The 22,947-nt window shown below is 65.4% G+C and carries 19 protein-coding genes; 6 read left to right on the top strand and 13 right to left on the bottom strand.

The features are described from left to right. Positions 1-50: 50 nt before the first annotated feature. The 3 genes from ORI27_RS01650 to ORI27_RS01640 all read left to right on the top strand — a co-directional run bounded on the left by ORI27_RS01650 (position 51) and on the right by ORI27_RS01640 (position 2,986). On the top strand, positions 51-1,055 hold the full coding sequence (locus ORI27_RS01650) for an aromatic ring-hydroxylating oxygenase subunit alpha (RefSeq protein WP_265994531.1): 1,005 nt from the start codon (positions 51-53) through the stop codon (positions 1,053-1,055). Continuing rightward, the gene (locus ORI27_RS01645; protein WP_265994532.1) at positions 1,052-1,657 is read left to right on the top strand and encodes a cysteine hydrolase family protein; all 606 of its coding nucleotides are present in this window, start codon (positions 1,052-1,054) and stop codon (positions 1,655-1,657) included. The genes ORI27_RS01650 and ORI27_RS01645 overlap by 4 nt, the downstream gene beginning before the upstream one ends. Positions 1,658-1,774: 117 nt before the next feature. Next, positions 1,775-2,986, top strand: coding sequence for a cytochrome P450 (locus ORI27_RS01640; protein WP_265994533.1), 1,212 nt, complete (start codon positions 1,775-1,777; stop codon positions 2,984-2,986). Here the strand turns inward: ORI27_RS01640 and ORI27_RS01635 are convergent. Both ORI27_RS01635 and ORI27_RS01630 read right to left on the bottom strand, forming a co-directional pair. Beyond that, positions 2,983-3,831, bottom strand: coding sequence for a mycofactocin-coupled SDR family oxidoreductase (locus ORI27_RS01635; protein WP_265994534.1), 849 nt, complete (start codon positions 3,829-3,831; stop codon positions 2,983-2,985). The two genes, ORI27_RS01640 and ORI27_RS01635, sit on opposite strands and share 4 nt — an antisense overlap. A gap of 10 nt (positions 3,832-3,841) precedes the next feature. Further along, the gene (locus ORI27_RS01630) at positions 3,842-5,305 is read right to left on the bottom strand and encodes an aldehyde dehydrogenase family protein (RefSeq protein ID WP_265994843.1); all 1,464 of its coding nucleotides are present in this window, start codon (positions 5,303-5,305) and stop codon (positions 3,842-3,844) included. Positions 5,306-5,520: 215 nt separating this feature from the next. On the opposite strand from ORI27_RS01630, the gene ORI27_RS01625 reads away from it, so the two are divergent. Then, positions 5,521-6,732 (top strand): CaiB/BaiF CoA transferase family protein, encoded by a 1,212-nt coding sequence (locus ORI27_RS01625; RefSeq protein ID WP_265994844.1) that lies wholly within the window; start codon positions 5,521-5,523, stop codon positions 6,730-6,732. A gap of 1 nt (position 6,733) precedes the next feature. On the opposite strand, the gene ORI27_RS01620 is transcribed toward ORI27_RS01625, so the two are convergent. Then, a complete protein-coding gene (locus tag ORI27_RS01620; protein WP_265994535.1) occupies positions 6,734-8,977 on the bottom strand; it encodes a molybdopterin-containing oxidoreductase family protein in 2,244 nt (747 codons plus the stop codon). Between the two features lie 70 nt (positions 8,978-9,047). Here ORI27_RS01620 and ORI27_RS01615 point away from each other — a divergent pair, with 70 nt between their 5' ends. Together ORI27_RS01615 and ORI27_RS01610 are read left to right on the top strand one after the other, a co-directional pair. After that, a complete protein-coding gene (locus tag ORI27_RS01615; RefSeq protein WP_265994536.1) occupies positions 9,048-10,193 on the top strand; it encodes a thiolase family protein in 1,146 nt (381 codons plus the stop codon). Between the two features lie 4 nt (positions 10,194-10,197). Then, entirely contained in the window at positions 10,198-11,379 is a 1,182-nt protein-coding gene (locus ORI27_RS01610) for a CaiB/BaiF CoA transferase family protein (RefSeq protein WP_265994537.1), read from the top strand. Here ORI27_RS01610 and ORI27_RS01605 read toward each other — a convergent pair. The 10 genes from ORI27_RS01605 to ORI27_RS01560 form a co-directional block, all read right to left on the bottom strand. Further along, positions 11,356-12,573, bottom strand: coding sequence for a cytochrome P450 (locus tag ORI27_RS01605; RefSeq protein ID WP_265994538.1), 1,218 nt, complete (start codon positions 12,571-12,573; stop codon positions 11,356-11,358). The two genes, ORI27_RS01610 and ORI27_RS01605, sit on opposite strands and share 24 nt — an antisense overlap. Then, positions 12,570-13,772: an acyl-CoA dehydrogenase family protein gene (locus ORI27_RS01600; RefSeq protein WP_265994539.1), complete on the bottom strand. Its 1,203-nt coding sequence runs from the start codon at positions 13,770-13,772 to the stop codon at positions 12,570-12,572. The genes ORI27_RS01605 and ORI27_RS01600 overlap by 4 nt, the downstream gene beginning before the upstream one ends. 77 nt (positions 13,773-13,849) lie before the next feature. Next, entirely contained in the window at positions 13,850-15,088 is a 1,239-nt protein-coding gene (locus ORI27_RS01595; RefSeq protein WP_265994540.1) for an amidohydrolase family protein, read from the bottom strand. Further along, positions 15,085-16,284, bottom strand: a complete 1,200-nt coding sequence (locus ORI27_RS01590; RefSeq protein ID WP_265994541.1) for an acyl-CoA dehydrogenase family protein — start codon at positions 16,282-16,284, stop codon at positions 15,085-15,087. Before ORI27_RS01590 ends, ORI27_RS01595 begins: the two co-directional genes overlap by 4 nt. A 12-nt stretch (positions 16,285-16,296) precedes the next feature. Continuing rightward, entirely contained in the window at positions 16,297-17,334 is a 1,038-nt protein-coding gene (locus ORI27_RS01585; RefSeq protein ID WP_265994542.1) for an acyl-CoA dehydrogenase family protein, read from the bottom strand. Continuing rightward, positions 17,335-18,162, bottom strand: coding sequence for an amidohydrolase family protein (locus tag ORI27_RS01580; protein ID WP_265994543.1), 828 nt, complete (start codon positions 18,160-18,162; stop codon positions 17,335-17,337). Next, positions 18,159-19,769 carry an acyl-CoA synthetase gene (locus tag ORI27_RS01575; protein WP_265994544.1) on the bottom strand — a complete coding sequence of 537 codons (1,611 nt, stop codon included), beginning with the start codon at positions 19,767-19,769 and terminating at the stop codon, positions 18,159-18,161. The genes ORI27_RS01580 and ORI27_RS01575 overlap by 4 nt, the downstream gene beginning before the upstream one ends. Before the next feature lie 2 nt (positions 19,770-19,771). Then, positions 19,772-20,980, bottom strand: a complete 1,209-nt coding sequence (locus tag ORI27_RS01570) for an amidohydrolase family protein (RefSeq protein ID WP_265994545.1) — start codon at positions 20,978-20,980, stop codon at positions 19,772-19,774. An 18-nt stretch (positions 20,981-20,998) separates the two neighbouring features. Beyond that, positions 20,999-21,841: an enoyl-CoA hydratase gene (locus tag ORI27_RS01565; protein WP_265994546.1), complete on the bottom strand. Its 843-nt coding sequence runs from the start codon at positions 21,839-21,841 to the stop codon at positions 20,999-21,001. Between the two features lie 77 nt (positions 21,842-21,918). Further along, positions 21,919-22,926, bottom strand: coding sequence for a dihydrodipicolinate synthase family protein (locus tag ORI27_RS01560; protein WP_265994547.1), 1,008 nt, complete (start codon positions 22,924-22,926; stop codon positions 21,919-21,921). Positions 22,927-22,947 lie beyond the last annotated feature (21 nt).

Raw genomic sequence — 22,947 nt, 5'->3', positions numbered from 1 at the left:
AAGCACTACTGTAATACTCTTAGTAAGCCCTGAGTCCGAGGAGGATCCACGTGAAGGTTCCGTTCACCTGGAAGGTCACCGGCTGGTTCATGATCGGCTGGTCGGCAGAATACGCAGTCGGCGACGTCGCGTCGCTGCGTTACTTCGGCGAGGACCTCGTCATCTACCGCGATGCGTCCGGTGAACTGCACGTGCTGGAGGGCCACTGCAAGCACCTCGGTGCGCACATCGGGCACGGCGGCACCGTCGTCGGCGACTGCGTCGAGTGCCCGTTCCACGGCTGGCGGTGGGGACCCGACGGTGCCAACACCTACATCCCCTACCAACCGGACAAGCCCAACAAGGGTCTGCGCCTTCGCGCCTACCCGGTTCAGGAGCAGCATGGCTGCATCTTCATGTGGCACCATCCCGATGGCGAGCCACCGCGGTGGGAGCTGCCCGACATCTTCACCAAGTTCCCGCAGTTTCCCGTCGACCCGGACACCTACTACCGGCCCTACCCGGAGTTTTCCCGGTTCGCCGAGAACGAGCCGGTACATCCGCAGATCGTGGCCGAAAACGGCCCGGACAGTGCACATTTCCACTACGTCCACAAGGCGACGGTCACACCGGTGTGCCTGGAGTGGGAGGCGGTCGACGAAGAGTGGCGGTTCCTCACCGGCTGGCCGGATGCCCGCAGCGACGATCCCAACAAGATGGCGCTGCGCATCCACAGCCATTTCTCCGGCCTGGGCTTCGCGATCAGCGCGTTCGAGGGCTCGTCGAACCATCGGCTGATCTTCGCCTGCACACCCGTCGACGACGAGGTGTCCAACATGTTCTATTCGATCTGGTGGCCGCGGAAAGACGGTGACACCAGTGATATTCCACCCGCCGACGTCCGTGAGCGGGTGGAAAAGCAGTACCTCGGTACGGTGTGGGACGACCTCGAGATCTGGCGCTACCAGAAGTATGTCGAGCATCCCGCCCTGGCCAAGGTCGACGCCAAACCCTATATGGCGATGCGTAAATGGGCGCTGCAGTTCTACGATGTGTCGGCAGCGGCCCCGGTATGAAACCCGAACTCGTAGGCCCCGCTCACACCGCCATCGTCACCCAGGAATTGCAGGGTGCGGTCGTCGGGCCCGACGCCGGATTGGCGGCACTGGCCCGAGAGGCTGAGCGCGAGGCCCTGCCCAATATCGAACGGCTGTTGCCCGTGGCGCGCGCGGCCGGGGTGAAGGTGGTGCACTGCCTGGTGCAACGCCGGCCCGACGGACTCGGTTCCAATCACAATGCCAAGCTGTTCGCGATCGGCGCCAGCGGGGTGGACATCGCGCCGGGCAGCGCCGGCGCCACGTTGCTCCCCCAATTCGGCCCAGAACCAGCCGATCTCACGCTCAGCCGCTGGCACGGCCTCGGCCCGATGGGCGGAACCGACCTCGACGCGATCCTGCGCAATCTCGGCGTGACCACCATCGTGGCCGTCGGAGTGTCGTTGAACGTCGCAATTCCCAATCTGGTGATGGACGCCGTCAACGCCGCCTACCGCGTCGTGCTGCCGCGCGACGCGGTGGCCGGGGTGCCCCCCGAATACGGCGCGGCCATCATCGACAACACCCTGGCGCTGCTGGCCACCGTCACCACCACCGATGACCTGATCGCGGCCTGGACGTGACCGACAGCGTGCTCGCCGGGGCCGGCGCATTGACGGTGGCACTGTCGCCCCATCACCGATATACCGTCGTGTACGCTACTGTAATCATTACAGTAGGCCGCTAGCAGAGGGGTAGCCGTGGGAAGCCAGACCCAGGACGCCGCCGTCCCGCAACTGCCCGCCGACTACCTGCGCGATCCCTACCCGTTCTTCGCCGAGATGCGCCGTGGAGCGGGAATCTTCCGCGGCACCGTCATCGACCACTCCAAGACCCCCGAGTCACTCCGGCCCAAGAACGAGTACGCAGCCGTATCCTTCGACGCCGTCAACACGGTATTCCGCGACGGCAAGGCGTTCAACTCCAAGATCTACGACTCGACCATCGGCCTGTTCATCGGCCCGACCATCCTGGCGATGGAAGGCAAGGTGCACTGGGAGCATCGCAACCTGGTATCGGCGGCGTTCAAGTCGAAGTCGCTGTCCCGGTGGGAACCCGAGGTCGTCCGTCCCATCGTGAACGGACTCATCGACGAGCTGATCGACGAAGGCCACGCCGATCTGGTGAAGGCGTTCACCTTCGAGTTCCCCACCCGGGTCATCACCCGGCTGCTGGGGCTGCCCGAGGAGGATCTGCCCACCTTCCGGCGCCGGGCGGTCCAGCTGATCAGCTATGCGGTCAACTACGAGAAGGCATTTGAAGCCTCGGCAGCTCTCAAGGACTACTTCCTCGAACAGATCGACAAGCGCCGGTCCAAGCCGACCGAGGACATCATCGGCGACCTGGTGACCGCGGAAATCGACGGCGAGAAACTCACCGACGAGGCCATCTACTCGTTCCTGCGGCTGCTCCTGCCCGCCGGTCTGGAAACCACCTACCGCTCCTCGGGCAATCTGCTCTACCTGCTACTCACCCATCCCGAGCAGATGGCCGCGGTACAGGCCGATCGCGACCTCATCCGGCCCGCCATCGAGGAGGGGCTGCGTTTCGAAACGCCGCTGACCACCGTGCAACGATTCGCCACCGAAGACAGCGAGCTGGAAGGCGTTGCGATACCGGCCGGTTCGGTGGTCGACGTGTGCATCGGATCGGCGAACCGCGACGAAAGCCGTTGGGAAAGGCCCGAGGAGTTCGACATCTTCCGCAAGCACATGCCCCATATCTCGTTCGCCGCCGGTGAGCACACCTGTATGGGCCTGCACCTGGCGCGGATGGAGACCCGGGTCGCCGTGGAGTCATTGCTGGACCGGCTGAGCAACATCACGTTGCTCGATGAAGGAGACCCGCACATCCAGGGCCAGCCGTTCCGGTCGCCGACGTCATTGCCGGTGACCTTCGACGCCGTCCGCTAGCCCTTCCAGGGCTTGGCCTTCACGAATCCACCCGCGTCGATGCGCAACTGCGTCCCGGTGATATAGCGGGAGTCGTCGCTGGCCAGGAACACCACCGCGGCCGACACGTCGTAGGGTTCGATGTAGGGCACCGGCATCGCCTGCATCGCGGGAAACGACATTTCCGCGTCGTCGCGGGTCGGCGAGACCAGGTCGGGCCGGAACACCCGGTACATGCCCTCGTTGTGCAGCATGTCGGTGTTGACGTTGGTCGGATGCAGAGCATTGACCCGAATCATCCTTCTGGCCAACTGGATTGACAGGTCGTTGACGTATCGGGCGACCATCTGCTTGGCCAGACTGTACGCCGACCCGCCGGGGCCCTGGTTGGTGGCGCTACCCAACTGCGCGGCAAGGGAGCCAGTAGCGATAACCGAAGCGCCGTCGTTGAGGTGCGGCATGCTCGCCTGGATGACGTTGAACACCCCGACCAGGTCGGTGTCGATGGTGTCCGACCATGACTGCAGGGTCTGGCCCTTGCCCATCGGACAGATTCCGGCATTGGCGACCACGATGTCGAGGTGGCCCATCTCCTCGACCGCCTCGGCGATGGTCTGCCATACCGTGGCCCGTTCGCGGACGTCGACGATCGCGGTCAGGCATCGCGTCCCTTCCTTCTCCACCAGCAGTGCGGTCTCGTCCAGATCCTCGGGGCGCGACAACGGATACGTGTTGCCCTCGAGGTCGGCGCAGATGTCCAGGGCGATGACGTCCGCGCCTTCGGCCGCGAGCGCGATCGCATGCGAACGCCCCTGTCCCCGTGCGGCTCCCGACACCACGGCGACCTTGTTGTCCAACTTGCCCACGGGGGTCCTCTCAAGCCTTGCGTGGTGTACGGAACGCGACGGTCTTGGTTTCCAGATACTGGCCGAAGCCCTCGATTCCGCACTGCCGTCCGACACCGCTGTTCTTGTATCCCCCGAACGGCGCGTCCGCGCCGTAGAACATCCCGCCGTTGACCCCGATCGATCCGGTACGGATCCGCCGCGCGATGCCCATGCCCCGCTCGATCGAGCCGGACAGCACCGCCCCGGCAAGCCCGTAGGCGCTGTCGTTGGCGATGCGGACGGCGTCGTCGTCGTCGCGGAACGGCAGCACCACGAGCACCGGACCGAAGATCTCCTGCTGGGCGATCGCGGCCTTGCTGTCGACTCCGGTGATCACCGTCGGCGCGACGAAGTGCCCGCCGGCCAGGTAGTCCGGCAACCCGTCGAAACTCCCTCCCCCGACCAGGATTTCGGCGCCGTCGCGGCGAGCCTGGTCACACGCGTCCAGCACCCGCTGCTTCTGCTTGGCGCTGACGACGGGACCGACGAACGTTCCCGGCAACGCGGGATCTCCGACCGGCACGGCCTGGTACGCGGCGGTGATGGCCGCCAACGCCTCGGGGTAGAGCGATTCGTGGATCACCAGCCGGGTGGTGAGTGCGCAGGCCTGGCCGGCGTGCACGCACACCCCCACCGCGCCGCCGATGACATGCGCCGGATTGGCGTCGTCGAGCACGATCAGCGCCGACTTGCCACCCAGTTCCAGGAAGGTGCGTTTCATGGTGTCAGCGCCGTCGCGCACCAACTGCTTGCCGACCGCGGTGGACCCGGTGAACGACACCATGTCCACCCGGGGGTCGGTGGCCAGCAGCGCGGCGACCTCGTTGGACGGGGTGGGCACGACATTGAGGACGCCGGCGGGGATGTCGGTGCGCTCGGCGACGAGGCGACCGATGCGGGTGGCGTTCCACGGGGTGTTGGGGTCTGGTTTGAGGACGACGGTGTTGCCGGTGGCCAGGGCCGGTCCCAGCTTGTTGAGGATGACTTCGATCGGGTAGTTCGACGGGGTGATGGCCGCGACGACCCCGACCGGTTCCTTGACGACGGTGCGCACGTTGCGCTCACCGAACAGCCCGCCACCGTCCAACGTTCGCTCCCAGTCGAATTCGTCGATCAACCGGGACGGGTAGCGCAGCGATTCGGCCAGTGGCCACTCCAACTGGGCGTCGCCGGTGGACATCACTGGACAGCCGGCCTCGGCGACGAGTTCTTCGCGCAGGTCTTCTTTGTCGGACTCCAGGGCGGATTGCAGCTGGGCCAGGCAGCGCCTGCGCAGCTCGCGGTTGGTGGACCAGTCGGTGTCGTCGAACGCACGTCTTGCCGCGCCGATCGCGCGGTCCATATCCTCGGGTCCGGCGGCGGCGGTGACACCAAGGACTCGGCCGGTGGCCGGGCTCAGATTGTCGAATTCGGCACCGTCGGCGGCCGCGGTCAGTTTCCCGTCGATGAGCATCCGGGTCTCGGATCGCTGCGCCGCGCGCAAGCCGAGCTCCACGCTCGTGTCCTGTTCGGCCACCGATGCACCACCTTCTGTTCTGGGACGGTCAACTGTAAAGGTTACAGTAATTGCCTGCGGCGATGTTGGGCCGATTCTCTGGCCTGGGGCGGGCGGGGTATGAGAATGTGGTTACCACCGCCGGGCGAAAGGAGACGATCGTGATCAAGGTGATGGACGGCATCCGGGTATTGGAGGTCGCGCAGTTCACGTTCGTCCCGGCGGCCGGGGCGATCCTGGCCGACTGGGGCGCCGACGTCATCAAGGTCGAGCACCCGGTTCGCGGGGACACCCAGCGCGGGTTCATCAACATGGGCGGCTTCCAGCTCGACCCCAATCGTCACCCGCTGATCGAGCACCCCAACCGCGGCAAGCGCAGCGTCGGCATCGACGTGTCCACGCCCGACGGCCAGGAGGTGCTCTACGAGATCGCCAAGACGGCCGATGTCTTTCTGACCAACTACATGCCGCAGGCCCGGCAGAAGAACAAGTTCGACGTCGAGCACATCCGCGCGGTGAACCCGAACATCATCTACGCACGCGGCAGCGCCTACGGCGACAAGGGACCCGAACGCCTGGTGGGCGGCTTCGACGGCACGGCGTTCTGGACACGCAGCGGCATCGGACATGCCCTGACGCCCGAGGAGATCGGCGGTGCTCTGCCGCAAGGTATTCCAGCGTTCGGCGACTCGATCGGTGGGATGAACATCGCCGGCGGAATCTCCGCGGCGCTGTTCCATCGGGAGCGGACGGGGGAAGCGGTGGAGATCGACGTGTCGCTGTTGAGCACCGCGTGGTGGGCGGCCGGCGCCAGCGTCACTCAAGGCATGGAGACCGGGGAAACCATGCGGTCCCTGATGCCGGGCACCACCACGTCGGTCAACCCGTTCATGGCCAACTACCTGACCTCCGACGGCGGCACCATCAACCTGTGCATCGTCAGCCCGACCGGCTACATCCGCGACACGTGGGAGCACCTCGGATTGCCCGAGCTCGCCGACGACCCACGGTTCTCCGACGTGATGCCACTGATCCAGAATGCCGAAGCAGGTGTTCAACTCATCGCCGAGGCGATCGCCGCCAAGCCGTTCGAGTACTGGCGCCAGCATCTCAAGACGATGAAGGGCCAGTGGGCGCCGTTCCAGAGCCTCGTCGATCTGGCCACCGACGAGCAGGCCATCGCCAACGACATGATCGTCGAGGTGGAGGCCGCCGACGGTGGTGCGCCGTTCAAGGTGGTCCGCGGGCCGGTGCAGTTCAACCACGAGGCTTTGGAGACCACCCGCGCGCCGCAGGCCAGTGAGCATACCGAGATCGTGCTGATGGAGATCGGTCTGGACTGGGATCGGATCGAGGCGTTGAAGGAATCGGGCGCGATCGCCTGATTCAGACCGGATCGGCGGCCACCACATCGGAAACGCGCTCGACACGAACCGGCACACCGGTCAGCCATGCCATCCCCGACAACGACTCGACGTCCTCCGGCGCGCTCGACGTCAGTCTGTTGACGTTGGCGCCGCCGGCGCGATTCGCCAGCCGCCAGGTCCCGGTGCCCTGGTGTCCCCAGCCGTGAGGTACCGCGATCACACCGGTCATCAGATCCTTGGTGGTGTTCACCTCGACGGTGATCTCGCCGTACGGCGAAGACACCCGCACGACATCGCCGTCGGAGATACCCAGTCCGGCCGCATCGTCCACATGGATCAGTGCCCGTTGGCCCCGTTCGCCCCGCATCAACAGCGGCGAGTTGTGCATCCACGAGTTCTCCGAGCGCGGTTCGCGCATGCCGATCATCCGCAGCGGATACCCATTGGGATCGCCTCGGCGAACGAGCTTGTCGACTTCGGCGCCGATACCGGCGTGGGCGAGGCGAACACGGCGGGACAGGTAGGCCACCGAATTGCGCAGCACACCCGTGCGGATATGCGGCGCCACGACCACACCGTGCGGATGGTTCTCGGTCAGCCGTCGATGTGTCAGCCCCCCGCGACGCAGTCCGAACCGGTCGCCACCCTGCGACATCCGGATCAGGGCATCGATCATCATTCGTGGCTTGAGAGCTATCCCGAAGAGGCCCAACGCCTTCCGCGCGGCAGCCAGGGCGGCGAACGCAGGAACGCTGTGTGCCAGTCGGACCGTGAGATCCTCGACGATGTCCCACTCCGAACGGGCCTCGCCCGACGGCGCGACCACAGCCTCGGTGGCCTGCCGGAAGGGCGTCGCCTGGAAGGCCTGGAAGGTATACGGGAAGTCATCGCGTTCGTACATCGTGGTCACCGGCAGGATGTAGTCGCATCGTCCGGTTGTCTCGGTGACGTAGAAGTCAAGTGCCACAGATAGTTCCAGGGAGTCGAAGGCCGCTTCGAGTTCATCGCCGTTGGGTACCGACAACACGGGATTACCCGCCGAGACGAACATCGCCCTGATCTGCCTGTCACCGCCGGTGGTGATCTCCTTGGCCATCAGCGCGGCCGGTTCCATCGCGACGGCGATCGGGATCCCGCCGATCCGGGACCGCTTGCGATACGAGCGCCGCATCGCAAGGCCCATCATCGTGGCCTGCCAGCGCCCTCCGACGGTCTCCATCGAGCTGAACACCGACCCGCCGGGGGCATCGAGATTGCCCGCGACGAGGTTCACCGCGTCGATCAGGTAGGTGGTGAGTGTGCCGTAACGGCCTACGCAGGTACCGAGCCTGCCGTAGACGGCCGCCCGTGGTTCGCGCACCAGGTCCCGCGCCAGCGACCGGACAGTGTCCGCGTCGATGCCGGTGCGGGCGGCGGTGAACTCAGGGGTGAACGGCGCACACAGCGCCTTCAGCCAGTCGACGCCGTCGGCCTGCGCCGTCACCCTCGCGGTGTCGACGAGGTCATCGGCGAACATCACCTGCAGAAGTGACAGCAGCAGGAAAGAGTCGGTATCGGGCACGACGGGAAGCCATTCGAACGCCGCCGCCGTCTCCGTGCGACGAGGATCGACGATGACGACGCGCCCGCCCCGCTTGACGATATCGGTCATGCGGTCCTTGATCCGCGGCGCGGTCAGAAAACTACCGTGGGAGACAATGGGATTGGATCCCATCATGACCAGGAGATCGGTACGCGTCAGATCGGGGATCGGCACCGAGGTCGGTGCCCCGTAGAGCAGCTGGCTGGCGATCAGTCTGCTGTTGGTGTCCTGTGACGACGCCGTGAAGTAGTGGCCGTGCCGACCCAGGCCCTTGATGAACATCAACGCCGCGAAGGTGTGCGCGTAGCTGAACGCACCCGGGTTCCCCATATACCAGCCGACCGCCCCCGAGCCGTGGGCCTTCAGGATCGCAGCCAGCCGATCGGTGATATCCGACAGCGCCTCGTCCCAGCTCACGGGGACATAGCCGCTGGCAGACCCCTCCTCATCCCCGGGTCGCTTCGCTCCTGCCCGCCGGCGAAGCGGCGTGGTGACCCGGTCCGGATCGTTTTGGACCTCGGTGAACGCGATGCCCTTCTGGCAGGCGAAACCCGCCGAGAGCGGGTGTTCCTTGTCCGGCCGCAGGGCCGTCAGGCGGCCATCCTCGACGGTGGCCACCATGCCGCACAGCGGTTCGCAGATCCGGCAGAACGTGGTCTTGTGCTCGATGGTCGAAGCCACATAGGCCAAGATACTGTAAGTGTTACAGTTTGTTCGCTCATACGGCGATATCCCGGGAGGAAGACCATCGATGAACGATGTCGCCATCATCGGCGTCGGACTGCACCCGTTCGGCCGGTTCGAAGGTAAGACGGCCATGGAGATGGGGGTGGACGCCATCTTCGCCGCGGTCGCCGACGCCGGCATCGAGTGGAGGGACGTCCAGTTCGCCACCGGCGGCAGTTGGACGGTCGCCAACCCCGACGCCATCGTCGCGATGGTGGGGCTGACCGGGATCCCGTTCACCAACGTGTTCAACGCCTGCGCGACCGCCGCCAGTGCGGCCAAGGCGTGTGCGGACGGTATCCGGCTGGGCGACTATGACATCGGCATCGCGATCGGCTTGGACAAGCATCCCCGTGGCGCCTTCACCGAAGATCCCGCCCTGGTGGGGATGCCGCGGTGGTACGCCGAGAACGGTCAGTACCTGACCACCCAGTTCTTCGGCATGAAGGCCAACCGCTACATCCACGATCACGGTATCTCCGAGGAGACGCTGGCACGGGTGGCCAACAAGAACTTCCGAAACGGTGTGCTCAACCCGAACGCTTTCCGCCGCAAGGAGATCTCCGTCGAGGACATCATGGCCTCACCTGTGCTGAACTACCCGCTGCGGCAGTACATGTTCTGTGCGCCCGACGAGGGGGCGGCCGCCGTGGTGATGTGCCGCGCCGACATCGCGCATCGCTACACATCCAAGCCGGTCTACCTGAAGGCCGTCGAGGTTCGCACTCGGCGATACGGCGCCTACGAGGTCAATACGACCTTCGGCCCGGTCGCCGAGGATGTCGCACCGACCGTCCATGCGGCCCGCGCTGCTTTCGAAAAGGCCGGTGTGTCACCGCAGGATGTCGACGTCATCCAGCTGCAGGACACCGACGCCGGTGCCGAGATCATTCACATGGCCGAATGCGGATTCTGCGCAGACGGCGATCAGGAGCGTCTGCTGGCCGACGGCGAAACCGAGATCAATGGATCCATGCCGATCAACACCGACGGCGGCCTGATCGCCAATGGCGAGCCGATCGGCGCCTCCGGGCTCCGGCAGATCCACGAGATCGTCCGTCAGCTGCGCGGCGAAGCCGGTGATCGCCAGGTCCCCGGTGAACCGAAGGTCGGCTTCACTCAGCTCTACGGTGCCCCTGGGACCGCGGCCGCGACCGTCCTCACTCTCTGAGTACATGGGCGTTCTCGACGGCATCCGGGTGCTCGACTACGGCCGGTTCATCGCCGCACCCTGGTGCAGTGCGCTGCTGGCCGACATGGGCGCCGACGTCCTGCGCGTCGAGAAACGCGAAGGCGGCGAGGACCGGTGGGTGCAGTCGGTTACCGACGGTGGCGAAGGCGGCACCTTCCTGCAGTGCAACCGCAACAAGCGTTCGCTGACCCTCGACTCGACAACCCCCGAAGGCGCCGACATCACCCGGCGGCTGGTGGCGCGGTCCGACATCGTCATCGCCAACATGCCCGCGGCCGGTATGCGGGCCAGCGGCCTCGACTACGACTCGCTGCGCGCCGTCAGACCCGACGTCATCCTGGCCAGCGCCACCGCGTACGGCGAGGGTGGCCCCTACAGCGACCGCATCGGATTCGACGGTGCCGGTCAGGTGATGTCCGGCGCAGTCTACCGCCAGGGCCTGCCCGAGCTGCCGATCCGAACCGTGGTCCCCCAAGCCGACTTCGGCACGGCACTCACGCTGACCATCGGGGTCATGATGGCCTTGTATCACCGCAGCCAGACCGGGCAGGGCCAGCACGTCGAAGGTGCCTTGCTGCCAACGGCATTGATGCTGTCCAACGCCTTCCTCATCGAGCGCGCGCTGCTCGGAGTCGACAAGCCCCGGGCGGGCAACCGTGGCACCTCGGTCGCTCCGTGTGACCTGTACCAGGTCTCCGACGGCTGGGTCCTGCTCCAGATCGCCGGTCAGCCGATGTTCAAACGGTGGTGCCGGCTGATCGGCCGCGAGGACCTGTTCGACGATCCGCGGTTCGCCGACGACGACTCCCGTTGGGAGCACGGTGACATCCTCAACGACCTGATGCAGCAATGGTGCACCGGCAAGACCAAAGCCGAAGCGCTCGAACGGCTGGAGGCGGCGAAACTTCCAGCGGCTCCGCTGAATTCCCCCCAAGAGGTTCTCGATGACCCGCATGTGCAGGCGATGGGCTACCTCAAACGCGTACCGTTTCCCGGTGCCTCTCGACCTGTCCCCCTCATCGAGACACCATTCCGGTTGTCAGCGACACCGGGCTCGATCCGGCGGCGCGCTCCGCTACTGGGCGAGCATACCGACGAGGTACTTGCCGAAATCGGTTACAGTACAGCAGAGATCGCCGATCTACGACGTGGCGGCATCGTCTAGTACCTTCACCGGCACGTTGCTCCAGCCCGCGACGTTCTGCATGTTCACCCGCATGCAACCGCTCAAGTCGACCTCGTAGCGGGGCATGAAGTCCAGCATCTTGTCCAGTGCGATGGCGCTTTCCAACCGCGCCAGGGCCGCACCCAGACAACTGTGAATTCCGTAGCCCAGGCCCAGGTTCTGGGCCTGGCTACGGTCCCGGTCGATGTCGAATCGGTCCGGCTCGTCCCACGCCCGCTCGTCGCGGTTGGCGGATCCACCGACCAGGAAGACCGGCTTGCCGGCCGGAATGGTGACGCCGTGCAGGGTGATGTCGCGCAGCGAGCAGCGCACGTTGTACTGGGCCGGGGCCTCATAGCGCAGCAGTTCTTCGACGGCCAGCGGGATCTTGCTGCGGTCGTCCTGCAGCAGCGCCCACTGGTCGGGGTTCTGCGCGAAGACCACAGCCGCATTACCGATGAGCTTGGTCACCGTCTCCGCGCCCGCACCGCCCAACAGCGTGGCGAATTCGGTGATCTCGATGTTGTCCAGCGGTTCCATCTGGCCGTTGTCCCGTTCGATCTCGGCACAGATGAGCTTGCTCAGCAGGTCGTCACCGAGGTTCTCCCGGCGCTGCTTGACCAGACGGAAATAGTAGATCGCCATGTCGACGGCGGCCTTCTGGCCCGCCTCGGTCATCTCGACGTCGCCGTTCTCGCGGTGCAGCAGTTCGTCGATCCACAACCGGACCTGCTGGCGGTCGTCGACGGGCACACCCTGCAGGCTGGTCATGACGTCGACCGGGAACAACGCCGAGAACTCCTGCACGAAGTCGAATCCCGCCGGATCGACGGCGGACAGATGCTTATCGACCAGTTCGACCACCAGGGCGCGCTGCGCTTCGATCGCCCGGGGGGTGAAGACCTTGTTCAGCAGGCTGCGCATCCGCCGATGCGCGGGCGGGTCCATCGCGATGATCGACCCGTGTTTGGTCACCTCACCCTTGCGGACCTGACCGAGGTCGACGCCGTACGCCGAGGAAAACGTTTCGAAGTCCTTGAACGCCACGGCAACATCGTCGTGCCGGGTCAGCGCGTAGAAGTCGTACTCCCAACTGTAATAGACGGGGGCCTCGTCACGCATCCGGCGGTAGGTCTCATAGGGACTGACGAAGAAGTCATCCGAGAACGGATCGAAGACAACGGGAGGCGTCATTTTTTTGTCGGCACTTTGGCGGCCGGCGGGGAATAGTTCGGCTTGCCCAGCCCCAGGACGTGCTGAGCGATCATATTGCGGAACACCTCGAGTGTGCCGCCGTAGATGCCGAAAAGCGGTGCGAATCGAAACGCGTACTCGGATGCGCCGTTGTCGGCCGCACCGTCGGCGTCGACGGGCAACACCGAGGCGGCGCCGGCGATATCCATCAGTTCGGGCGCGATGTCACGCATCGTCTGTGCCTGCGCCACCCGTCCAAAAATGCTTGGCGTGGAAAGGGATGCCTCCAAACGCGCCGCGCTGCGGCCAAGACGGTAGGCGACCGCACCATCGTCGACCAGCCGGGTTCCTGCGGCGTCAGGCAGCCCGACCCTGGTGGCGACGGCATCGACCGCCGCTGCCATGACACCGGCCTGATGCGCCATGATCGACACATCGGCTAGCCCGTCCGGCTCGGTGGCGACCGCACCGTGTTCGGCGTCCAGCGGTCCGCGCAGGACGGTCCAGCCACCGTTGGCCTCCCCGAGCAAATACTTCTCTGACACCCGGACATCGGTGTAGTACACGATGTTCGTGCGGTCACCATCGACGGTGCGGATGCCCTGGATCTCGATGCCCGGGGTGTCCAGTGGCACCAGAAACATGCTCAGACTCTTGTGTTTTGGTGCATCCGGGTCGGAGTTGGTCAGCAGGAACACGTACTGGCAGTTGTGGGCGCCGGTGGTGAACATCTTCGATCCATTAATGACCCAGTGATCGCCGTCTCGGACGGCGCGGGTCTTGCAGGTCGCCACGTCCGAGCCGCCCTCGGGCTCGGTGTAGCCCAGACACATCCGCGCCGTGCCGTCGAAAACTCTCGGCAACACCTCGTCGACCAGTTCTGGTTTGCCGAAGGCGGCGACCGCTCGGGCGACCATCACGGTGGTACCCCAGGTCACCCACGGCACATGAGCGCGGCGACGCTCGAGGTCCCAGATCCGGCGGCGCACGCGATTGAATCCGCTGTCAGTCCCCGATTTGAATTCCGCCTCCAGGAAACCACGGGCACCGAGGGCCAGGTGCACACCCTCGTCGAAGTTGTCGCCGGTCTGCCGGTCCCGAAGCCGGACCTCGTCGGTCACCAACTCGGACAGGAATGCCCGCAGCTCCCGTTGGAAAGCAGCGTCATCAGGGCTCAGGTCGACTTCAGAGAAATCCATGGCTCCTCTTGTCACAGGGCTCGGTGAGGGGTTTCGCCGAGGCTGTAACTACAGTCTCGGCGGCAGGGGGTCCCCCGCTAGGACGGGACCACCAGCTCCGGTGGGTTGACCGCTGCGGGGTCCGGGTTGGCCAGCGGCAGACCCATGAAGCGGCGGGCATTGTCGCCCATGAAGTCGTAGGTTCTCCGCTCGTCCATGCCTTCGGCGTATTTCCAGAAACCACGCGGCTCGGCGAGCCCTTCCGGATGCGGATAGTCAGATCCGAACAGCACCCGGTCCCAGCCGACGGTGTTCACCACATCCGACACACTGCCCTCCCAGAACGGGCTGACCCAGATATTGCGCCGGAACACGTCATGGGGGTGCTCCGGGAAATTCTGCGGCATCTTCTTGTACAGATCCTCGAAGTCGTTGAACAGCGGGAATATCCACGAGCTGCCGTTCTCCACGCTGGCGATGCGCAACCGTGGGAACCGGGTCAGCGTCCCATGGCAGATGAGGCTGGTGATCATGTCGGCGATCTCGCGGTGACCCAACACCATCCACCGAAATGCGCTCATCGCCATGAAGTTCTGCGTGTGTGGCGGCTCCCACCTGCCGACGTATTCGTCCAGCGGCGGGTAACTGGCGTGCAGGACGATCGGCAGGCCGGCGGCCTCGACATCGCGCCAGAAGGGATCGAACTCCGGCAGCGCAGGCGATCGCCACCCGTGCACCCCGCGGACCGGGCTGGGCTTGATCAACGCGACCTTCGCTCCCGCGGACAGGATGTATTCGAGTTCGGCTTGCGCACCGTCGACTTCGGAAAGGTTGATGATCGGCGTGGAGAACAACCGGTTATCGTAGACGAAGGACCAGTGCTCGGCCATCCACTGGTTCAGCGCGTGGATGATGGCCAGTGTCAACTCCGGGTCGTCGGCAGAGGAATGCTCGACGAGACTGGCCAGCGTCGGGTAGTTCAGCGCCTCGAGGACACCTTGACGTTCGAGCTCGGCGATCCGATCCGCCGGGTCCTTGGTCGCCTTCGGCGCTTCGATTGCCGCGCCCTGCATTTCGCGCAGGGTCAGGCCTTCGGTGTTCTCCCCCGCGAAGAACTTCTCGTGCGCACCCGGCGCGGCGACCCGCTCGAACGTCGGGTTCGGGATGAAGTCACTGACCCGGTTGTTGATCACGATCCGGGTCTGCCGGCCGATCTGCGCGTACTGCACCGCATAGCGATAACGTTCGGGCAGGTAGCGGGTCAGCGCATCGGGAGTCTCGTACATGTGCTGATCGGCATCGAAGATCGGCACATCGGTGAGTTGCGTTGCGGTCATGACGCCTTCTTCGCCTGGGGTGCGTAGGCCGGCTTGCCCAGCCCGAGAACGTGTTGACCGATCATGTTGCGGAACACCTCCAGCGTTCCGCCGTAGATGCCCGACAGCGGCGCGAAGCGGTACACGTACTCCGAGGCCCCGTCATCGGCCGCGCCCTCGGTCTCCACCGGAAGCGCCGCGGCGGCACCCATGACATCCATCAGGTCCGGGGCGATATCGCGCATGGTCTGTGCGATCGCCACCCGGCCGTACAAGCTCGACGAGCTCAGCGCAACCTCCAGCCGTGCTGCGCTCCGCCCGAGACGATACGCCACCGCACCGTCGTCGACCGGGCGCCTTCCGTCCGGAGCCGTTCGGCTGGCACGCGCAGCCACCTTGTCGACCGCGGTGGCCATGAAATTGGCCTGGTGCATCATGATCGACACGTCGGCCAACCCGTCGTCGGCGGCAGCCACCGCGCCGTGCTCGACGTTGAGCGGTTCACGCAGCACCGTCCAGCCGTCGTTGACCTCGCCGAGCCGGTACTTGTCGTCCACCCGGACATCGCTGTAGTAGACGATGTTCGTCCGGTCGCCGTCCACCGTCCGGATGCCCTGGATCTCGATGCCCGGAGTGTCCAGCGGGACGAGAAACATGGTCAGGCTCTGGTGCTTACGTGCCTCCGAGTTGGTATTGGTGATCAGGAAGACGTACTGGCAGTTGTGGGCGCCGGTGGTGAACATCTTGGACCCATTGATAATCCAAGTTGAACCATCCGCTTCCCGCACCGCGCGGGTCTTGCAGGTTGCCACATCCGAGCCGCCCTCGGGTTCGGTGTAGCCCAGGCACAGCCGTACGTGCCCGCTGAACACCCCCGGCAGCACTTCATCTTTGAGCTCTTGGGACCCGAAGGTGTCTACCGAGCGCGCCACCATCGCGGTGGTGCCCCAGGTGACCCACGGAACGTGGAAGCGCCGCTTCTCGAGCTCCCAGATGCGCCGGCGCACCCTGGTGAATCCGCCCGCGGATTCCGGCTTCCACTCGGCCTCGAGGTATCCGGCCGCACCCAGTGCCAGGTGCACGCCCTCATGGAAGTTGTCACCCGTCTCCCGGTCCTGCCGGATCACCTCGTCGGTGATGTGAGTCGTCAGGAAGCCGCGGACCTCGTCGAGGAAGCCCTGATCCTCGGCGTCGAGTTCGACGCGTGTGAAATCCATTCTGGTTTCCTCCTAGGCGCTTTCGCGGTCGGCCAGGATGTGGGCGATCTGCTTGGCGCTGGCACCGGGATCGCCGCCGGCCAGCGGCCAGCCCCTGGCACGCACCAGGTAGGCGGTGGCGGCGGCTTCCGACGACACCCCGAGACCACCCTGGATGTGCACGGCCATCGTGGCCGCCTTGGCGGCTTCCTCGGCCATGAAGACGAACGCGGACGGGGCCAGTTCGGGGCGCGCGTCGGGCTCGTTGTCCAGGAACCAGGCCGCCCGCCGGGCCAGGTTGCGTCCACCTTCGACGGTGATCACCATGTTGGCCAACGGGTGCGAGATCGCCTGCAGCGTGGAGATGGGTACGCCCAGGGTGTAGCGCGACTTGGCGAATTCGGCGGCGATGGTCATCGTCTCCTCGACCAGACCGACCAGCGCGGCCGCGGTCAGAAGCCGCCACTCGTCCAGCGCCCGGGCATATCTGGCGAGCGCCTCTTCGCCGCTGGCCAGGACCGTTCGGCCGTCTGCGGCAGCGGGATCAACCCAGGCCATCGGGAGTTTGCCGATATTGTCGACCCTCGCCGGGCGGGTTCCGAAGGTCAGTGCAACGACCTCATCGCCGTCGCGGGCGATGATCTGATCGGCGATGGAACCGGCCGCAATCAGCCGTACTCCGGGCGAGCTGTCCAGGGCCGTGTCCAGGGCGGCGATCTGGTTTCCGCTCATGACCTCGTTGGTGAGCGCTCCCAGGGACGCCAGCAGACGCGCGGCGCAGACATGGTCGATCCACGGCACCGGCGCGACGCAGCGCCCGAGTTCCTCGGCCACCAGGGTGAGATCCACCAGGGTGGCGCCGTCACCGCCGGCCGCCTCAGGCACCGCCATGGTGGTCGCGCCCATGGCGCACAGGCGTTCCCACAGGCTCTTGTCGAAACCAGTGGCCTCGGCGGCCCGCACGGTGTCGATGGGGCTGTGGGTCTTGAAGAACTGCCGGTAGGCGGTCTGCAGATCCTTGTGGTCCTCGGTGAGGCTGTAGTCGAGCCTGCGCAGTTCGTAACGGTCCATTCAGCGCTCCCTGAAGAAGAATTCGTCGGCGTTGTTGTAGAGGTAGTTGTCCAGGACCTCGGGCGGCAGATCCAGCGCCTCGGCCTCCGGCACGACGCGGTGCATTTTCAGCACCGGCCAGTCCGACCCGAACATCACCTTGTTGGGTCCGCGGGTGCGCATGTAGTGAAGCAGGCTGTCCGGCAGCCTCTTCGGTGACCAGGCCGAGGTCATCAGATGCAGGTTCTGGTACTTGATCATCAATCGGATCGCGACATCCCACCACGGATCGGCGCCGTGGATCATGCACAACCGCAGCTCGGGGAAGCGCACACACACCCGGTCCAGGTGGATCGGATTCTGCGCCTCACCGGGGATCGGTGGGCCGGGGAGTCCAGTGTTGAGGCACAGCGGCAGGTCGAGCTCGGCGCATTTGGCGTAGAGCGGGTAGTAGACCGCGTCGCTGGGCGGGTACATGCCATCGCCCCAGAAGCTCGGCCCCACAGCGGCATACACCACCGGTAGGTCGGTGGCGATCGCGGTCAGCTCCCGGAGGGTGGGCATCGGCTTGAGCAGATTGAGCCCACCCATCGCCAATGCAAACCGGTCCGGGCGGGCCTGCGCGAACTTGCGCGCCGTGACGTGCGGCTTGACGATGTTGTCCATCAGGACGGCCTTGCGCACACCCTGGGCGTCCATCTCTTCGAGCAGCTCGGCCATGTCCACCGGGGCGAACATCGACGCCGGCCCCTTGAAGTAGTCATCGCGAACCTTGAGCATCCACGTCGGCTGCTGCTCGGCCTCACCGAAGTGGACGTTGACCAGACCGTCAATCACGTTGCGTGTCACGACAGCGAAACCTTGCTACTGGCAGTTTCCTTCGCCCAGCGGTAGTCGGCCTTGCCGTTACCGAGGCGCTTGATCTGTTCGACGACGATGAACTCCTTCGGTGCCTTGTAGCGGGCCAGCTGTGCGGTGCAGTGCTCGCGCAACGCGTCGTGCGAAACCTCGTCCTGCAGCGCGACGAGCGCCACGATCTCTTGCCCCCACCTCTCGCTGGGCCGGCCCACCACCAGAGCGTCGGCGACGCCGGGATAGATCCGCACCACCTCTTCGACCTCTTCGACAAAGACCTTCTCCCCGCCGGTGTTGACCACCAGGGAATCCCGGCCGAACAGGCGCAGCGTTCCGTCCGGGGCCAGCGAACCACGATCGCCGGAGATCACCACCCGCGCACCGTCGACCTCGGGGAACGTCTTCTGCGTCGCGGCCGCGTCGTCGAAATAGCCCAGCGGGATCCGCCCGGCGCGCGCCACCCAGCCGACCTGGTCCTCACCGGCGTCCAGGAAGCGGCTGTAGTCTTCGGCGAGAACCATGGCACCCTCACGTAATTCGAAGGTGTCCTTGTGTTCACCGCGCATACTGCGGCCGAACCCGACGTTGCCGGTCTCCGACGACCCGTAACCGTTGATCAGGATGATGTTGGGCAGTAGTTCCAGTAGTGCGTGCTGATGCTTGGGGTTGGTCGCCGCCCCACCGGTCGCCAACGCGAACAACGAGGACAGGTCGTAGTCACCGCGCTGCAACTCCTCGACGAGCGGCGCCGCATAGGCGTCGCCGACCATCGTCATCATGCCGACCTTCTCGCGCTGCGCGGTGGACAGCACCCGTTGCGCGTCGAACTTCGGCGAGTCGTAGAGCACGACTGTCTGCCCGTTGAGCACCGCCGCGAACGCCGTCCACATCCCGGCCGCGTGCATCAGCGGCGACACCGCGAACCACGGTGCCCCCGGCGTACCCAACTTGTCGTGGATCTCGGACACCGACTCGTGGTCGGCACCGTTCATGGAGATGGCGTAGGTGTCGGCTTGCCGCCACATCACCCCCTTGGGGCGTCCCGTCGTCCCCCCGGTGCAGATCATCATCACGTCGTCCGGCGACGGGGTGATTCCCTGGTCCTGATCACCTTGTGCCAGAGCGTCTTCCAGATCGATCGCGCCGGGCAGATCGGGTGCGTCGCTGCCGTCGTCGATCGACAGCAGCAGCTCGGCGCTGCGGGGCGGCAGCACGTCGGCGAATTTCGCGCCGAGCGACCGGTGGTAGATGACCCCGCGGGGCTTGACGTAGTCGAGCAGCTCGGCGACTTCACGCGGTGTGTAGTGATGGTTGACGTTGACCGGCACAGCCCGGGCTTTGAGACACCCGATGACCATGTCCGGGTACAGGTCGTTGTGCATGATGAGTGCGATCCGATCCTGACCGCACTCCCAGTTCCGCAGCTCGTGGCGCTCGCGGTGGGCACCGAAACCCCTGCCCGCCAGGAAATTCGCCAGCCGACGGGTGCGGTCCGCCGAATCGGCGTAGGTGCTGACGCGGTCCCCGCAGATCGTCATCGGCCGATCGGGGATCACCTCGGCGATGGCGTCGAGCACTGCACCGATCGTCCATTCGGGCATACTCAGGCCGCCGATGCGACCGAGACGCCCAGGAGATCCAACGCGTTGTCCCGCATGACCTTTCGGGTGTCGGTGACACTGAACTCCGGGAACTGGGGAATATCGGCGGTGAACGACATCGGGTCTGCCAGACCCTCGCCGTGCGGCCAGTCAGAGCCGAACAGGATCTTGTCCACACCGATCGTGTCGGCCAGCAACTTCACATCGTCCTCGTAGTACGGGGCGATCCAGACATTGTTCTTCAGCTGCTCGACCGGGTCTTCCTTGTAGTGGTAGGGCGCGTTGTTGGCCGATTTCTTCAGCCGCTTGATCAAGCGATAGACGAAGTACGAGCCGTTCTCGATGCTGGCGACCTTCAGTTTCGGGTGCCGGGTGAAGACCTGGTGCACGATCATCGATGCCATCGAGTCGTGGATGGCACGATCGTCCATCAGCACGCTGTCAAGCGGATCCCGTTTCCCGAAGCCCTCAAAGGTCCCGGTGCCGCCCCACAGCGCCGAGATCGCCAGATAGCCACTGTCGGAGAGATGGAAGACCACCGGCACGCCGGCCTCGGCCAGGCGGGCCCACACCGGGTCGTGCACCGGGTCGCCCAGTGAACGCGGCTTGACCCGCCCCGGCACCGGCGCCGGCCGCACACAGACGATCTTGGCACCCCGGCTCAGCACGAACTCGACTTCGGCCACCGCTGCGTCGGGGTCGGCCAGCGAAATGATCGGCGCCGAGAGGAACCTATGGTCGGGCCGATCGAACCCCCAGTCCTCGTCGAGCCAGAGGTTGAAGGCGTGCACCGAGGCGGTGGTCGCTTCGATGTCGTGTTTGAGAGCCTCTTCGACACCGCACGCGAAAGTCGGCAGCATGAATACGCTTTCGAGGTTCTGCTTGTCGAGGATCTTCACCCGGGCGTCGCGGTTCTGATACTCCGGGTGATCGGCCAACCGGTCGACCTTCATCAGCGATGCCGGGTCGACGCCCTCGGGGATCTCACCCCGGAACAACAGGTCCAGGCAGCCCGGCTCGATGATCGGGTCGAAGGTCGGGTTGGGGATGAACTGGTTGATGACACCACCCATGACGGCGAAGGTGCGCTTGCCCTCGGTGAGCATCTGCACGCCACGGCGTTTGAACTCCTTGGGCAGATGCCGGGTAAACGAGTCGAGCGGCTCGTAGTAGTGGTTGTCGACGTCAATTGCCTTGTAGTCCAGAGTCATCAGTGTCGTCCTCTCAGCTCATGTCCGGGGAGGGAAGTTCGGTGGCCGCTTCTCGAAGAACGCGGTGATGCCCTCGATGAAGTCGGGGCGTTGCATGGATTCGTGCATGAGCGTCTCGGCCCGCTGGCTGGCGTCGGCGGCTTCGCGCAGCGCGTCGCCGTAGACCTGCCGTTTGATGACGGCCAGTGAGCTGGGTGCGCAATTGGCGGCGATGTCCGCGGCGTATTCCACCGTTCGACCCAGCAGCTCCTCGGGGGCGACGACTTCTTTGACCATGCCGAGTGCGAATGCTTCCTCGGCGTAGAACACCCGTCCGCTCATCAGCAGATCCAGTGCCGCTCCCCAGCCGATGACCTTCGGCAGGATCCACGAGATGCCGTACTCAGCGATCAGCCCGCGGCGGACGAACGATGTGGTGAACTTGGCGCCGGCCGCGGCGAAGCGGATGTCGCACATCAATGCCTGCGTCAGCCCGATGCCGGCGCACGCTCCGTTGATCGCGGCGATGACGGGCTTGTTGACGGTCGTGACGAACAGCGGATGCCGCTCCCCCACCATCTTGGTCAGGTCGGCCTCGCCCGCACTGTCGACGCTGGCCGAGCTGATCGACGAGAGGTCGCCCATGTCGGCGCCGGCGCAGAAGGCGCGCCCCGATCCGGTCACTACGATCGCGCGGACATCGGGGTCGGCTTCGGCGGCGTCCATGCCGGCATAGAACCCGGCGGCCAGCCCGCCGCCCCAGCCGTTCATCCGCTCGGGCCGGTTGAATGTCACGACCGCGACGCCGCTATCGAGGACCTCGTAGAGAACGGGCTGGGCCGCAGCGGAATTCGCGGGGACATCAGCTTGGGTGTCGGTCACCTACGCTACCTCCAGGAATGGCGCGCCGGCCTGTGTATAGGTCCATACTGTACACCTCTCGGTATCCCCTTCCGCAATCAGCCCGCGATGAGGCCGAGGCGCTGGTAGGCCTGCTGTATCTGGGCCTTTCCAGCCTCGGGCAATTCGGTCTGCGGCGGGCGCGAATGCGGATAGTCGCCGATCGGCAATCCGAGCAGCGAGGCGGCGTATTTGAAGGCGCCACCCCAGTGGGTGAAGTAGTCGGGGCGGCCCGGATAGCAGGTGAACCACGAGCCCATGTCGATGCCCCACTGGTCCAGTCCGGACTTCTCCGCGTAGTCCATGGCTTCGATGAGTTTGTCGGCCCAGACCAGCTCCCAGTATTCGGAGATGATCGGCCGTTGCGGTGTCTCGTTCAGATAGGCCGCGGTGCCCAGCTGCGCGGGGCCGACGATCCCCGCGCGCAACCACCCCGCGCGGTAAACCGTGAGATCGCACTCCCAAATCACCAACCCCGGCGCCAGCTCGTGCAGCATTCGGCTGTTCCCGGGGCGGAACGCGCCCTCCTTCGTCGCGCACACCGCGGGGATTTCGGCGTAGATCCGGGCCCCCTCCGCTGGTGTCAGCACGTAGCCGGACGACGGCGAGTTGAACATGCCGAGCGCGATATCGGTCCGGTCGGCGATGTAGCGAAAGAAGCGCAGCACCCCTTCCCCGCCATGGGTCTCCATCATCGGCGTCTGGATATAGGCGATGTCGGCGCCTGCCTGCTGTGCGTGCGCAGTGAGCTCGAGACAGTCCTTGGCAGCCGTCGCCGCGGTACAGGCCTGGATGACCAGGTCGGGGTTGATCCGCCGGCCCTCCTCGATTGCGATCTCCAGCAACCGCTTTCGCTCGGGAAGAGTCAATGACCAGAATTCGGCGATGCCGCTGGTACACCACAGCATCGGGTGCCTGAGTTCACCGACGCAGTACCGCACCAGGGTACGGTAGGCATCCCAGTCGATATCGTCGCCGTCGATGCCGCAGAACGGTGTGTAGAGGCTGTTGCCGATTCCACGCAGGGTCGTGCGGGCCCATTCCCGGGCGTCGCGCGCTGTGGCCATCGCTACTCCTTGGTTGGGTTT

Source organism: Mycobacterium pinniadriaticum (genome assembly GCF_026242045.1).
Lineage (GTDB): Bacteria > Actinomycetota > Actinomycetes > Mycobacteriales > Mycobacteriaceae > Mycobacterium > Mycobacterium pinniadriaticum.
This window is presented reverse-complemented; position numbering and strand designations above follow the sequence as displayed.